Raw genomic sequence first — 13,155 nt, 5'->3', positions numbered from 1 at the left:
CATCGATCCCGGTGGACAAAAGAACGGCCCGTCTCCGAACGGAGACGGGCCATTTGATCTGTCTAAGAATTACGAACGAAGCAGGGTAAGCGTAATTACCGCACGCTCCAGATCGTCAGCCGGCTGGCCGGGCGAAGCAGCGCGATATGGTCCCAGTCCTCGACCGCCTGCTGGCCTTCGTAGTCCCAATTGCGACCAATCTGCTGATATCGCTCGACCGGGGTGTAGGCTGGCGGTGCCAGGCAACCACCGGCAAGGAGGGTCAGGGCAAGCAACGAGAGTAGCGAGAGCAGCTTGGTCATGGAGTCGCCTCGAGAACCGCTTGGGGGTATCGACGTCGAACACAAATGCGACGTTCGATGAAAGGGCGGAGCTGATGTACCCAATCGCTCCTGCCGCCGAGATATGTTGTAACGGGGCGACTCTAGCGAGTCAAAACCATTCTTTCCGGAAGCGCATGGAAGCGTCTGGGCGACCCCTAGACGCCCACCGCACGGATCGCCTCGCGCCATTCCACGTAAAAATAGGGGATTTCAAACCGCCCGTGAAGCGAGCGGATTTCAGCATGAAATTGCTCGTACTGGGCCTGCTGCCACGCGGTGCTGGTGGCGTCGCAGAAGAAAATCCGGCACCCGAATGGGCGAATTCCGTGTACGCCGCACCGACCGGCGATCTGGTACGGGCAGCCAGTGCCGTCCCACCGGATTGCCGCAGGTGCTGGGACGGGCAGCTGCCGCCGAAACGCCGCCATCTCGGCTGTCGTGACGAACAGGCGGTGTCCGAACGACTCGAACCGGCAACACCTGCCGGAAATCTGACAGACCGGCTGTCGGGCATCGATCTCGGCCTGTACGCGGGTGTAGATCTCCCCCACCGCCGCCAGGACCTCTGGACGGCCGGCGGCGGCCAGTACCTGTTCTGCGAATTGGCGGGATTGGTCTTCGGTCAGATGGAGCATCGGGTGGTTCGGGTTCTTTCAGACATCATAGCAGCCAGCAAGACCGCAGCGCTCGCTTGCCTATAATGCGGTCGCCGCTTTCGTAACGCACTTTCCGGAGAACCCGCTGATGGCTTCGATCCGCCGCGACATCGACCCCCACGACCTCGAAGACGAAGACGACGCCACGGAGCCGAAATCGGCCAACATGGCGCCGGCGAAGGTGGACATCCCACGCATCGAGCACGCCGTCCGCGAAATCCTGATCGCCGTCGGCGAGGACCCCGACCGCGAGGGCCTGATCAAGACGCCCAACCGCGTCGCCCGGGCCTACGGCGAACTGATGGCCGGGCTGCAGGATGACCCCCGACGCCATCTGAAGACCGTGTTCAACGAGCGGTACGATGAAGTCGTCCTGCTTCGCGACATCGAGTTCCACAGCCTTTGCGAGCACCATTTGCTTCCGTTCACCGGGCGGGCCCACGTTGCTTATCTTCCCGATGGCAAAGTCGTCGGCCTGAGCAAGCTGGCCCGGCTTGTCGAAGGGTTCGCACGCCGCCCGCAGGTCCAGGAACGACTGACGACACAGATCGCCGACGCGATCATGGAAGAACTCAGCCCGATCGGGTCGGCATGCGTCATTGAAGCCGTCCACACCTGCATGACCATTCGCGGGGCCAAGAAGCACGGCAGCACGATGGTGACCAGTGCGCTCCGCGGTATCTTCAAGGAAAACTCGGCCAGCCGATCGGAAATCCTGTCGCTGATGTACTCCAAGGCGTCGTCGAAGGTGTGAGGACGTACGCGCTGCTGCGTTGCGAGTGGCGGCGGGTCACGCCCGATTCTATAGTCGCCGCGCGATGGCGAGGCAGTCGAGCAACAAGCCGATCGATGGCACGGCTCCGGATACCCCGGTCTTGGTCGCCGCCCGTGGCACATCGCGGCCCTGTGTGGTCGCGCTGCTGCTTGCGATCGGTGCTGCCTTTTGGGTGTTCAATCTAAGGGCGGAGTTTGGTGGGTGGAGACCCGCCGTGCTCGTCCTGGCTGCTGCGATTGCCGCATGGGTTCCCGCCTTGCGGCGGGCAATCCTCCGGCTATTCGATCGCGTCCGCCATCCCACCCCAAAAACTGCGACGCGGGCTGCCGTAGCCGTCGGTCTTCTCTCCAGTGGATACCTGCTGACGACCGCGACCTGGCAGGGGACGTTCCTCGAACAGCGCCTCTCAGATGAGTTCAGCTATCTCATCCAGGCGCGAATGCTCGCGGCGGGCTACCTGTGGCACGCCCCGCACCCGCCGGAAATCCGCCCGTTCTTCGACACACTCAACCTTCTGGTCGATCCCACGTACAGCTCGATATACTTCCCAAGTACCGCACTTTTCTACGTGCCGGCGGTCTGGTTAGGCATTCCATTCTGGGCCGTCGCCCACTTCCGGAGATCAATCCGAAGCAACGAGACCACACGATCTTTCCCGGAAGCGAGGTGGTGTACGTTCAGGTGCTGCTCGATGACCTGTCAGCTCGTCTCGGCCCCTCCAAGCGTGCGATCGTGCACTTTAAGCTCGACCTGTCGACTTCCATCCGCGCGGGGGAACCTGTCTATACGGTCGACGTGCCGTGGCCGGATGATGCCCGGATCATCCGTGCCGCCGATCTGGGGGCGAAGAACGTCGAACTCTATCGATACTACGCCGACACCCGCGGCCAGCTGGACCGCCTGGTGTACGTGTACGACTCGAAGTCAGGCACGCTCTGCGAGTCGCCCATCGGGACCGTTGGCGAGTTGGCGAAGCGAAACTGAAAACGTGACAGCTGGCGACGACAACCGCCGGCACACCTACAATCCGGTTTTCCTGAGATCGAGACCGGAACAGGCATGGCGGAACTGGCGACGCAAGACATCTCACCCCCACGGCGAAGAGTTCCTGCCTTGTTGCGGTTTCGCACGCGCCACCAGCCCTACATGGTTCGGCTGAGCTACCGTCGGGAGATTCGGTCGGCACTGACCTATCCCCTGGCGGCGGCGCTTGCCGAAGGCGCGTTCACCGGCGTGGTCGCGACCAAGTATTTTCACGCCTCCCCCATTCTGCTTGCCGTCATCACCGCCGCTCCGATGTTCGGCAACATCATGGCGCTGCTCTGGGCGGAATTGGCCAAGAGCCGTCGCATGGTCCCGTTCGTCAATACGCTGCAGTTGGGCGTGGTAACAGCGATCGCGGCGGTGGCATTGACCAAGCCACTGCCCGAAGCCGTGGGAGGATGGGCCTTTGCCGGACTGATCATCCTGGCCCGTGTACTGGCCAGCGGCATCATCACGATCCGGGCCAGCATCTGGCGACACAATTACCCGCGACAGGTGCGCGGCCAGATCATCGGCCGTATCACAATGACTGCGACGGCCGTCCTGGCGCTGGCGACCTTCCTGGGCGCGTGGTGGCTGGACCGCGATCCGGCGGCGTACGTCTTTCTGTACCCGATGGCGGCGGCACTCGGACTGGTGGGCATCTGGCAGTTCTCGGGGATTCGCGTTCGCGGCGAAGGCAAACTGCTCAAGGCGCAGCGGGCCAGGCAACTGATATCGACGCCGAATGCGGACCTGGCGCAGACGGCGGAATCAGAGGTTCTGAACTATTCACCGGAAGCGAAATCGGCGACGCCTGACGTTCGGCCCCTCACCCCAGCCCTCTCCCCTGAGTACAGGGGAGAGGGAGCAATTGCATCGATCCGGCGTTTTGTCGGCGAAGCCAGGCAGATCCTTCGAGACGACCGCCGCTTCAGGGTTTATCAGTGGTGGCAGTTCATGAACGGGGCCGCGTTCATGATGATGGTGCCGCCGACGGTGTTCCTCGTCAGCCGCGACCTGACCGACCCGCGCAAGGAATACCTGCTGGCGACAATCGTGCTGCAGATCATTCCGATGGTGACGAGCATCATCTTCACGCAGCTTTGGTCGCCGCTGTTCGATCGCGTGCACATCACGGTGTTCCGCGTCGCGCAGGGCTTTGTCTCGACGACGGCGCAACTCGTCCTTCTGGCCGGCGCGCTGACGGGCCAGTTGTGGGTCATCGCCGCGGCACAGTTCGTGGTCGGCGTATCCAATGCCGCGGGTAATCTGGCATGGAACCTCGGCCACAACGACTTCGCCCCGCCCGAGAAAGCCGGCAGCTACATGGCGGTTCACGTCATGCTGACCGGGTTGCGTGGGTTCATCGCGCCGTTCATTGGCGTGGCGCTGTTCAAGCTTGCGTTCGTGGGGAACTGGGTGTTCGCCGTGACGGCGGCGATGTGCTTCGCGGCGTTGTGCGGGTTCTATTCGATGGCCCGCAACGCCCCGGCCCGCATGACCGAAGAGCGCGTCGCCGAGATGACGCGGGCGACGGGGCGGTGAAACTGAGCAATGTAGGGTCCGCCTTGGCGGACGGGGGTGACGCATGACGCCGTCCGCGTCCGCCAAGGCGGACCCTACAAAACTCGCCTGCTTACCAACGCTTCGCCTGCTGCGCGACCTTCATTGGCAGACCGAACAGATCGATGAAACCGCGGGCGGCGGTGACGTCGTAGCCTTCCATGCTGAAGCTGGCCAACTGCGGGTCGTACAGCGTGTGCGGGCTCTTGGCGCCGACCTGCATGGCCCGGCCCTTGAAGAGCTTCACCTTTGCCGTGCCGGTGACAGTCGCATTCGTGTGATCGATGAACGCCTGCATCGCCTCGCGCAGCGGATGGAACCACTGGCCGTAGTAAACCAACTCGGCGTACCGCAGCACGAGCTGCTGCTTGAAGTGAGCCGTATCACGCTCGACACAGATCTGCTCTAGGGCCTTGTGGGCCTCGTACAGGATGGTGCCGCCGGGCGTCTCGTACACGCCGCGGGACTTCATTCCGACCAGGCGGTTTTCCGCCAGCACCGTCACACCGACGCCATGCTTGCCGCCGATCTCGTTCAGTGCCGCCAGAAGATCATGTCCGGCCATCGCCTTGCCGTTGACGCTGACCGGATTGCCGCGCTCGAACCCGACTTCGACGATCTCCGACTGGTCCGGTGCCTTTTCCGGCGGCACCGTCATCGTCAGGCAGGCTTCCCAGTTCGGCTCGGCGTCGGGGTGCTCGATCTCCGCGCCTTCATGGCTGATGTGCCAGAGGTTGCGGTCCTGGCTGTAGATCTTCTTCTTGCTGACCGGGATCGGAATGCCATGCTTGTCGGCATACTCGATCGCGCTTTCGCGGTCGCGCAGCTCGAAGCTGGTGTCCTTCCACGGCGCGATGATCTTCAGGTCGGGCGCCAGGGCCATGTACGTCAGTTCGAAACGCACCTGGTCGTTGCCCTTGCCGGTCGCGCCGTGGCCGACGGCGTCGGCGCCGGTCTGCCGGGCGACTTCCACCTGCTTAGCGGCGATCAGCGGCCGGGCGATGCTGGTGCCCAGCAGGTAATCCTGCTCGTAGATCGCATGGGCCCGGAGCATCGGCCAGCAGTACTGCTCGGCAAACTCCTTCCGCAGGTCCATCACCACGACTTCGTCCGCCCCGCTCTTATAAGCCTTCTCCTCGACGCCTTTAAGCTCGCTCCCCTGCCCGAGTTCGGCCGCGAACGCCACGAGCTTGACGCCGGGGTACCGCTCCTTGAGCCAGGGAAGAATGACGGACGTATCAAGTCCGCCGGAGTAGGCCAACACGATCTTCTTGGGGGCTTCGTTCGATGCCATAGTGATCTCTGAGAGTAGCTCGTTCACGACATTGGACCGAGGGGCCGAGAGTATACGAAGCGGCGAATCGGCGTCTATGAGGCGAGGTCTCCCGATCTCAACTCAACCTGCCCCTCGAACACTCAGGCAATCGCCGGTTAGCCAAGCGGCGCGGATCGTCTTTCCGGAACGTAGATGGAGGCTGGAAGCCATGCTTGCCGAGTATGCCGACGCGCCAAATCTTGTGAACGATCTCAGCCACATGGCCGCGTAGCATGCACCATCCACCATGTATTACGAACTGACCGACCATTTCGTCGTCGCGGCGTCGCAGGAAAAGACCTGGTCGTTTTTCAGCCGGGCCGAGAACCTGCCCCGCATTACGCCCCCCTGGCTTCAATTTACCAACAGAACCCCCGAGCCGATCCACATCGAGCTGGATTCGACGCTCGATTACACCATTCGCTGGGCGGGAATCCCGATCAAATGGCGGACCCGGATCATCGACTGGACGCCGCCGACGCAGTTCATCGACCTGCAGATTCGGGGCCCCTACACGCTCTGGCACCATCAGCACACGTTCAAAACTACCGGCGAGGGGATCGAATGCACCGACCGCGTGATCTATAAGCTTCCCGGCCCGGGTGTTTCGCGTCTGGTTCACGCACTGACAGTGAAGCGACAATTGATGGACATCTTCCGGTATCGACGGAAGGTGATCGGGGAAGACCTGGGATGGGTAAGGGCAGTTCAGCCGGACGTGATGGTGCGGTCGATCGGGTGAAGTCGTTTCCGAAGGGTGGGCGATTTAGGGTTCGTCTTCGTAAAGATCGGGGGCAACCGACGCCGCGCCCTGCTCCTGAAGCTTTCCTGCCTTCTTCATCAGGATGTGCTTCACCAGCTCCAGCCGTTGAATCACCATTTCCATTGTTGCCGGCCGCTTGCTCGGGCTGGTGGAAATGCACTCCATGATCAGGCGGTTAAAGGGATCGGGAATCGTCGGATTCAGCTGCTGCGGGGTCTGGAACAGCGCGTCGGACAGGATCGCGTTGTCGCCGGCCTTGTTGACGGTGTAGAGCGTCGGAATGGTCCGCCCGGTCACTGCCCAGTACATGGTCGCGCCGAGATTGAAGACGTCGGTCTGGGGGGTCACCGGCTTGCGGGCGACCTGTTCGGGAGCGATGTAGTCGGGCGTGCCCTGAATTCGCTCCTTAACCGTTCCACTCTTACAACTCTGACCGAAGTCGATCACTTTCACCGAGCCGTCGGTGGTGATCATGATGTTGATCGGTTTGATGTCGCAGTGGACGTAGCCGGCTTTGTGCATCGCGTGCAGCGCGCCGGCCGACTGAATGAAGACCTCGACGATGCCGATCATGTCGCGCGGCAGCGACACGTCCAGAGGCTGCCCCTCCACCAACTCCATGGTGAGGAAGGCCTCGGTGACCTTGAAGATCATCGTCTTGTTCGTTTTGAACTCGAAGCACCGGCGCAGGTGGGGGTGGTGGAAGGCCTTGGCTACTTCGAACTCGGCTTCCATCTGCTCGACGAAGCGGATGTCCTTTTCGTCTTTACGGACCACGTGCTTCAGGGCGAGGATGCGCCCGGTTCCGGGGTCTCGGACCTTGTAGATGGTGCTCTTGGCACCTTCGCCGAGGCGGCCGAGTACATCGTACTGAAGGAGTTTCTGAACCATGGAACTTCAGTTGCGGGAACTTCCGTTGCGGAACCGAGGCAATCGATCCATCACAGATTCTTGGCCACCCGGTGTTTCACCTAAGGGCCGCGGCCACTTTCTTTGATTGCCGTCACTACTCGCTACTCGATACCGGACAGGTGTTCCACGGCAACAACAACACTGAGGTGCCACCGAAAGCCAGTACCTGACTCGATATATGACTTTTCTAAATCCCCACTCGCGTTTGCCGCCAAGCCATCGGCCTTTACGTATTCCCAATCAAGCCTAGAGAAAACGTCTTGCGAAAGCAAGACAATCCCTAGTCCCCCGCCCGACCGACCGGACACCAGGGAACAGGGCATTCTTCGTGATGTCTATGGGTGACGATGCGGCATTCGGCGCGCAAATCAGATTGTTTGAAACGAAAAGTGCCTGCGGACGGACATCCGCAGGCACTCTGATTTGACAAATATGCTGGTCATCAAGGCAAAAGACCGGTCCGAAACGCTTCCCGTGGAAAGTACCGGCCGCAGCCGGCCGGCAGTCCGGCCGCATCAACGACCCATACCCGGTCCCGGCTCACCTTCAGTCGATCCTGGAGGGCGGTGACGAGCCGCTGAAGCTGTTCGAGTTGTCGCGGGGTTGCCGGTGCCCGGTCCAGATCACCGACCACGCAGATGCTGATGCAATCGCTGTCAACCCGGTCGAGCCCGACGGTCTTACCCGCCGGCTGCTGAGCGTTCCACCGCTGGCCGACCTGCACTTCGCCGTCACCAGCGCCCAGGCCGTTGCCTACGACAAAGTGGTCCGGCAGTGTCGCAGACGATCCTGAAGCATCTGCGACGATCGATGCATTGCCAGTCGCCGCACCACTGTGATGCACGTAGATGTACTTCCAGCGATTCACGTTCACGGGAACCTGCGTGTCGAAGAGCGCTTCGACCTGGGCCGAAGTCTCTACTGACATCAGGCTCTTGGACATGTCGGGGCTCAGCGGCGTGGGCTGCATCGCCATCAGCAGTGCGCCAGTGATGGTCATCACCCCCACAAGCCCGGCGAAAACGATGACCTTGCGCCGACGGCTGGTGGCTGCTGCCGGGGCTTGGGCGCGAGGCGCCGACTTGGTTCGACGCGGTGTCGCCTGATCGGGTGACGCCTTGCGACTGGTCGGTCGAACCGACGCGCGGCCGGTCTTCCCTCGGACGCCCGGTTTTGCGATGACTGCTGCACTCATGACCAAGCCCACCAAAAACAGAGGTCGACCCACTTGAACCACCGGCAGGTAACGAAATGCCGGGGCTTCGCCAGTCGGGAACAGAACGCCTTCTCGGACCCGGATCAGCCGGACATGACTGACCCGATAAAACGAGCGTTGCGTAAACTGCCTTAAGAAGGATCGGCCATGCCGGGAAACCGCTTGCGAAATTCCGCGACGCAAAGGCTGAAACCCCAATCCGTAACGGTTATCAGACGTGGACAAACGGGGGACTTCTGGTGGGTCACTTCGAAGCCCGAACAAAATCCGTAAATGCTTATGCTTCTTGCAGTTACCGCGGTGTTAGGGACTGCCGCCCTGCCGCTTGGGGCAACAGCCTGCCTGCCGAGGTATTATCGGACGTCCGGTTGTGCGGTGTAGACGCCGGCGAACGACCGCACCGGTTGTGACGTCTATATGGCATATCCGAACTGTGAAACTCCCCGGAGCGGTTCTACCAACTGATGACGCTGATTATCGAACCCCTTGGTCTGGCCTATCTCGACCCCCAGGAGTACCGTCTCCGGTATATGCGCTCATCGGGCGTCACGATTAGCCGGTCGGTCGCGGGTGCTTCGACAGTCGCGACGGGTCGTACCAAGTTCACTCGCGGTTTCCTGCGAGCGCTCGCGCTCCTGGTAATCGCCCTGCCGACACTGCCTGCCCGCGCGGTTTACATCCGGCACGACCGTTCGGTCGGCGATTACAACGCCATCGGTGCACGGCCGACCTTCGGTGCATCCGGCTACCTCGCCGACAGCCGTGACGGCTTCGAAATCGGGTCGGCAACCCTCGTCTCCCCCACCAAGATCCTGACCGCTGCACACGTGTTCGACGACGACGGCGACCTTGCCGTCGATCGCCCGCGGGCGTTCAAGTATCTGACCTTCGGCACGCAAACCAACATTCCGTCGGCGCTGTCGGCAAATGTGAAGTCGATCAAGATCAACCCGGCGTACAAGGGTGGAAAGGCGGCGTTCGACCTGGCAGTCATCACGCTGTCATCCCCCGTCAATGGTGTCACGCCAGGCCGTATGTCGTCCAGGGATGCCGTCGGCAAGCGCGGCGCGATGGTCGGCTACGGCTTTCAGGGGACCGGGCGTGGCCTTAGCGTCCCGGGTGCCGCGAACAAGCTCGGCGCGTTCAACGAAATCTCCATCCTCCGTGACGGCACCTACCAAACCGATTTCGATAGCCCGACCGGCAATACCAGCACCTTCGGTCCGTCCACGCCCCTGACCTATGAGGGAACGACGGCCAGCGGCGACAGCGGTAGCGCCCTCTGGGCCGATTTCGGAAACAACGCCTGGAACATCGTCGGCGTGCTCAACGGCGGGTTCAACAAGAAGGGCCAGGATTTCCAGTACGGCGACGTCAGCATCTACGCTTCGTTGGCCAACACCCGCAACATCTCCTTCCTGACGAAACAGGGGTTAAGCCTCGGGGCGGGCGGCTCGGCCGCCGGATCGTCGGTCGTCGGCAACGTGCGCAGCGCAGAGGTCGGCCTTCGAGCGATCCCGGAACCGGGCGCTCTTCTAGTGGCTCCGCTTCTTCTCCTCGCGGGGTTCAGACGCCCCCAACGAACGCACCAATAAACGCCCACACGTGCTGTCGCCACAGGCGGTTACATTCATTGGGGCCGGTTATACCACCACACGCCGCAGGAATAGGTACAATGTCGGCTCACAAGCCTGACACCCCTGACAAGGGGACGAACCTATGACATCTGAATGGCTTCTGGGCTGGCAAAATCTCGTCTTCATCGTGCCGTTCGCTGTCGCCCTCACGTACCTCCTGCTGTATGCGGTCAGTGGTATCACGTTTGGTGATGCCGATGCCGATCACGACTTCTCCGCCGACACCGACGTCGACGCCGAGGCGGACATCGACCACGACGCCGACTTGGATGCCGACGGCACCGACACCGCCGTCGCCCCAGCATCCGCCGGCCATGCGGGCGGGACCGGCGACCTCTTCCACGGTTCGCCGCCGACGACCGACCATGGTTCGATTGCGCCCGATCCGGGCGCGCTCAAGACGGCGCTGATCTGGATTGGCGTCGGTCGGGTGCCGCTGAGCATCCTGCTCATGGTCCTTTGCCTGACGTGGGGCGTCAGCGGGTTTCTCTTCAACCAGAGCTTCCGCGACTATTTCGAACGCCCCTGGCAGGTGACTTTCGTTTCGCTGCCGGCGGCGGTGCTCCTGTCGCTGCTGGTCACCCGGCTGGTCGTCCGATCGATCGACCGCTGGTTACCGCTGGACGAAACCACCGCCCGTCGCCGACACGACCTGCTCGGGCTCCGCGGCGTGGCGCTGTACGACATCAGCGACAAATTCGGTATGGTGACCCTCCGTGACGACCGCGGGGAACTGCACCAGGTGCCCTGTCGCGTCGCCGACGGCCACGGACCGATCGCTAAGAATCAGCCGGTCGTACTGGTCGCCTACAACGCGAGGGAGAATCTCTACAGGGTGGTCGCCCCCGAGGCTGTGGAAGCCCAGAAAGTCTTCGCGTCCTGACAAACAAAACACACCACAGGCTTCAGGCCTGTGATCCGCAGGCGTGACGCCTGCAATGCTCGCAACTCTTGATCGGAGTTCGTATGCCCATCGTCGTCCTCATTCTCATCGGTGCAGCCCTGACCATCGGCCCCTGGCTGACGCAGGGACAGTTCGACTTCACGGTTAAAGTGGCGTTGTCCATCGCTGGCTTCGTACTGCTTCTGATCGGCTGCGTCTGCCTGCTGATCACCCGGCTGTACCGCAAGGCGTCGGCGAACATGGCCTTCGTTCGAACCGGCATGGGCGGCGTCCGCGTCGTGCGCGACGGCGGCACGCTGGTGATTCCGGTCATCCATCAGGTCATTCCGGTCTCGCTCGAAACGATGCGCCTCAACGTCGAACGACGCGGACCGCACGCCCTGATCACCAAGGACAATCTGCGCGTCGACCTGTCGGCCGAGTTCTACATCAAGGTGCAGTCCGACGCCGACAACATCCTGCAGGCGGCGCGGTCGCTGGGTGGCAAGAACATCCAACCGGAGGCCGTGAGCGAACTGGTCCAAGAGAAGCTCGTCAGCGCCTTGCGCACTGTCGCCGCTACAAAGGACCTCGTCGAACTGCACAGCAAGCGCGACGAATTCGCTTCCAGTGTGCAGGAGATCGTTCAGCACGATTTGGCGAGCAACGGCCTGTCCCTTGAATCGGTGACGATCTCGGCGTTGGACCAGACCGACACCTCGGCGCTTCAGGAGCGGAACGTCTTCGACGCCCAGGGCCTGCGCAAGATCGCCGAAATCACGCAGAAAGCCCGCATCGAACGGAACGAAATCGAACGGGAAGCCGAACGGGCCGTGGTCGAAAAGAACGTGGCGACCTCCAAGAAGGTGCTCGACCTGCAGCGCGACCAGGCGGAGTTTGAAGCCGAGCAGCGGATGAAGGTGGCCAACGTCAAGGCGGCCCGCGACCGCGAGGTGGCGGAGTTCAAGATCACCCAGGACGAGGCGATCGCCAAGCGCGACATCGAGAAGCTCAAGGCCGTCGAGACGAGCGAAGTCGAGCGACGACTGGTCGTCGAGCAGGCCGAGATCGCCAAGCGGGTGGCGATCATCGCCAAGATGAAGGAGCAGGAAACCGCCGACATTCTGAAGAAGCAGGCGGTCGAAGTCGCCGAGCGGACCAAGCAGGTGGCGGTGGCGGAAAAGGAGCGGGAACGTGCAACGGCGATCGGCCAGGTGCTTGCCGCCGAGGCCGAGGCCGAACGCGAAAAACAGAAGATCGTCACCGTCACGGTCACCAGCGAGGCCGAACGCGAGGCGCAGAAGAAGCTGATCGCCGCCCAGCAGTCGATCAACGAAAGCAAGATCCGCGAGCAGACCAACGCCGACGTGATGGCCTACATGGCGGTCAAGGAAGCCGAAGGTCAGCGGACGGCGGCCGAGATGCAGTACGAAGCCAAGCTGCGTGTCGCCGACGCCGACGCCCAGTCGGCCGCGAAGCGCGCCGAAGGTGAGCGGGCGCTGAAAATGGTCGACGTCACGGTGCAGCGGGAGCTGGTGAACGTCGAGCAGGCGCGGGTGGACGTCGAACGCCTCAGCCTGTCGAACAAGCAGGAGTTCGAAGCGGCCGCACTCAATTTCGAACTCGAAAAGCTCCGCATCCAGATGGAGAAGGAAGTCCGAATCGCCGCCGCCCAGGCGATGGCGAACATGTTCTCCAAGGCGCAGATGCAGATCTTCGGCGACCCGAGCACGATGGCGACCATGAGCCAGCAGTTCATGCGAGCCGCCAGCCTCGGCAATGCCGCCGACGGCCTGATGCGCACGCTGCCGACAGGCGGGCAGGAACTACTGGCCAAGGTGGTCGGGAGTGTCGCATCGAGCCTGACGCCGTCGAGTACCGACGCATCGGCACCTCCGACCACCGGCAACGGCCACAGCACGCCGGTCGCGACGGCCGAAGCCAAGTCGGCAACGGACGTCACGCAGGACAAGAAGCCGAAACGGACGTAAGCGGCTGGCGTCGCCTGGTGCATCCGTGACACGGGCTTCGAGCCCGTGCCGGATGCGCAGGGCTTCGGGCAATTCTCGATTTCCTGCGCCTCCGT

At 62.3% G+C, this 13,155-nt stretch carries 12 protein-coding genes; 7 read left to right on the top strand and 5 right to left on the bottom strand.

All coding sequences use genetic code 11. From position 1 onward, the window contains the following. Positions 1-95: 95 nt before the first annotated feature. Complete coding sequence (locus tag IPV69_RS20870; protein ID WP_206291658.1) at positions 96-302, bottom strand: hypothetical protein; 207 nt, start codon at positions 300-302, stop codon at positions 96-98. Positions 303-478: 176 nt separating this feature from the next. Further along, entirely contained in the window at positions 479-958 is a 480-nt protein-coding gene (locus IPV69_RS20865) for a hypothetical protein (protein ID WP_206291657.1), read from the bottom strand. A 187-nt stretch (positions 959-1,145) separates the two neighbouring features. On the opposite strand from IPV69_RS20865, the gene folE reads away from it, so the two are divergent. The 3 genes from folE to IPV69_RS20850 all read left to right on the top strand — a co-directional run bounded on the left by folE (position 1,146) and on the right by IPV69_RS20850 (position 4,325). After that, positions 1,146-1,733: a GTP cyclohydrolase I FolE gene (gene folE, locus IPV69_RS20860; RefSeq protein ID WP_206295658.1), complete on the top strand. Its 588-nt coding sequence runs from the start codon at positions 1,146-1,148 to the stop codon at positions 1,731-1,733. Positions 1,734-2,420: 687 nt separating this feature from the next. After that, the gene (locus IPV69_RS20855) at positions 2,421-2,738 is read left to right on the top strand and encodes a hypothetical protein (protein WP_206291656.1); all 318 of its coding nucleotides are present in this window, start codon (positions 2,421-2,423) and stop codon (positions 2,736-2,738) included. A 129-nt stretch (positions 2,739-2,867) separates the two neighbouring features. Continuing rightward, positions 2,868-4,325 (top strand): MFS transporter, encoded by a 1,458-nt coding sequence (locus tag IPV69_RS20850; protein ID WP_206291655.1) that lies wholly within the window; start codon positions 2,868-2,870, stop codon positions 4,323-4,325. Between the two features lie 91 nt (positions 4,326-4,416). On the opposite strand, the gene IPV69_RS20845 is transcribed toward IPV69_RS20850, so the two are convergent. After that, positions 4,417-5,637, bottom strand: coding sequence for an argininosuccinate synthase (locus IPV69_RS20845; protein ID WP_206291654.1), 1,221 nt, complete (start codon positions 5,635-5,637; stop codon positions 4,417-4,419). Between the two features lie 268 nt (positions 5,638-5,905). Here IPV69_RS20845 and IPV69_RS20840 point away from each other — a divergent pair, with 268 nt between their 5' ends. Continuing rightward, positions 5,906-6,400, top strand: a complete 495-nt coding sequence (locus IPV69_RS20840; protein WP_206291653.1) for an SRPBCC family protein — start codon at positions 5,906-5,908, stop codon at positions 6,398-6,400. A gap of 24 nt (positions 6,401-6,424) precedes the next feature. On the opposite strand, the gene IPV69_RS20835 is transcribed toward IPV69_RS20840, so the two are convergent. After that, complete coding sequence (locus IPV69_RS20835; RefSeq protein WP_206291652.1) at positions 6,425-7,312, bottom strand: serine/threonine-protein kinase; 888 nt, start codon at positions 7,310-7,312, stop codon at positions 6,425-6,427. Positions 7,313-7,775: 463 nt separating this feature from the next. Further along, the gene (locus IPV69_RS20830) at positions 7,776-8,528 is read right to left on the bottom strand and encodes a peptidoglycan recognition protein family protein (protein WP_206291651.1); all 753 of its coding nucleotides are present in this window, start codon (positions 8,526-8,528) and stop codon (positions 7,776-7,778) included. A gap of 485 nt (positions 8,529-9,013) precedes the next feature. Here IPV69_RS20830 and IPV69_RS20825 point away from each other — a divergent pair, with 485 nt between their 5' ends. The 3 genes from IPV69_RS20825 to IPV69_RS20815 all read left to right on the top strand — a co-directional run bounded on the left by IPV69_RS20825 (position 9,014) and on the right by IPV69_RS20815 (position 13,060). Next, positions 9,014-10,144, top strand: coding sequence for a trypsin-like serine protease (locus IPV69_RS20825; RefSeq protein ID WP_206291650.1), 1,131 nt, complete (start codon positions 9,014-9,016; stop codon positions 10,142-10,144). A 124-nt stretch (positions 10,145-10,268) separates the two neighbouring features. Further along, entirely contained in the window at positions 10,269-11,069 is an 801-nt protein-coding gene (locus tag IPV69_RS20820; RefSeq protein ID WP_206291649.1) for an OB-fold-containig protein, read from the top strand. A gap of 83 nt (positions 11,070-11,152) precedes the next feature. Beyond that, on the top strand, positions 11,153-13,060 hold the full coding sequence (locus tag IPV69_RS20815) for a flotillin family protein (RefSeq protein ID WP_206291648.1): 1,908 nt from the start codon (positions 11,153-11,155) through the stop codon (positions 13,058-13,060). Positions 13,061-13,155: the final 95 nt, after the last annotated feature.

This window comes from Humisphaera borealis (genome assembly GCF_015169395.1).
GTDB lineage: Bacteria > Planctomycetota > Phycisphaerae > Tepidisphaerales > Tepidisphaeraceae > Humisphaera > Humisphaera borealis.
The sequence above is the reverse complement of the archived record's forward strand: the minus strand, read 5'-3'. Positions and strand labels throughout refer to the sequence as shown.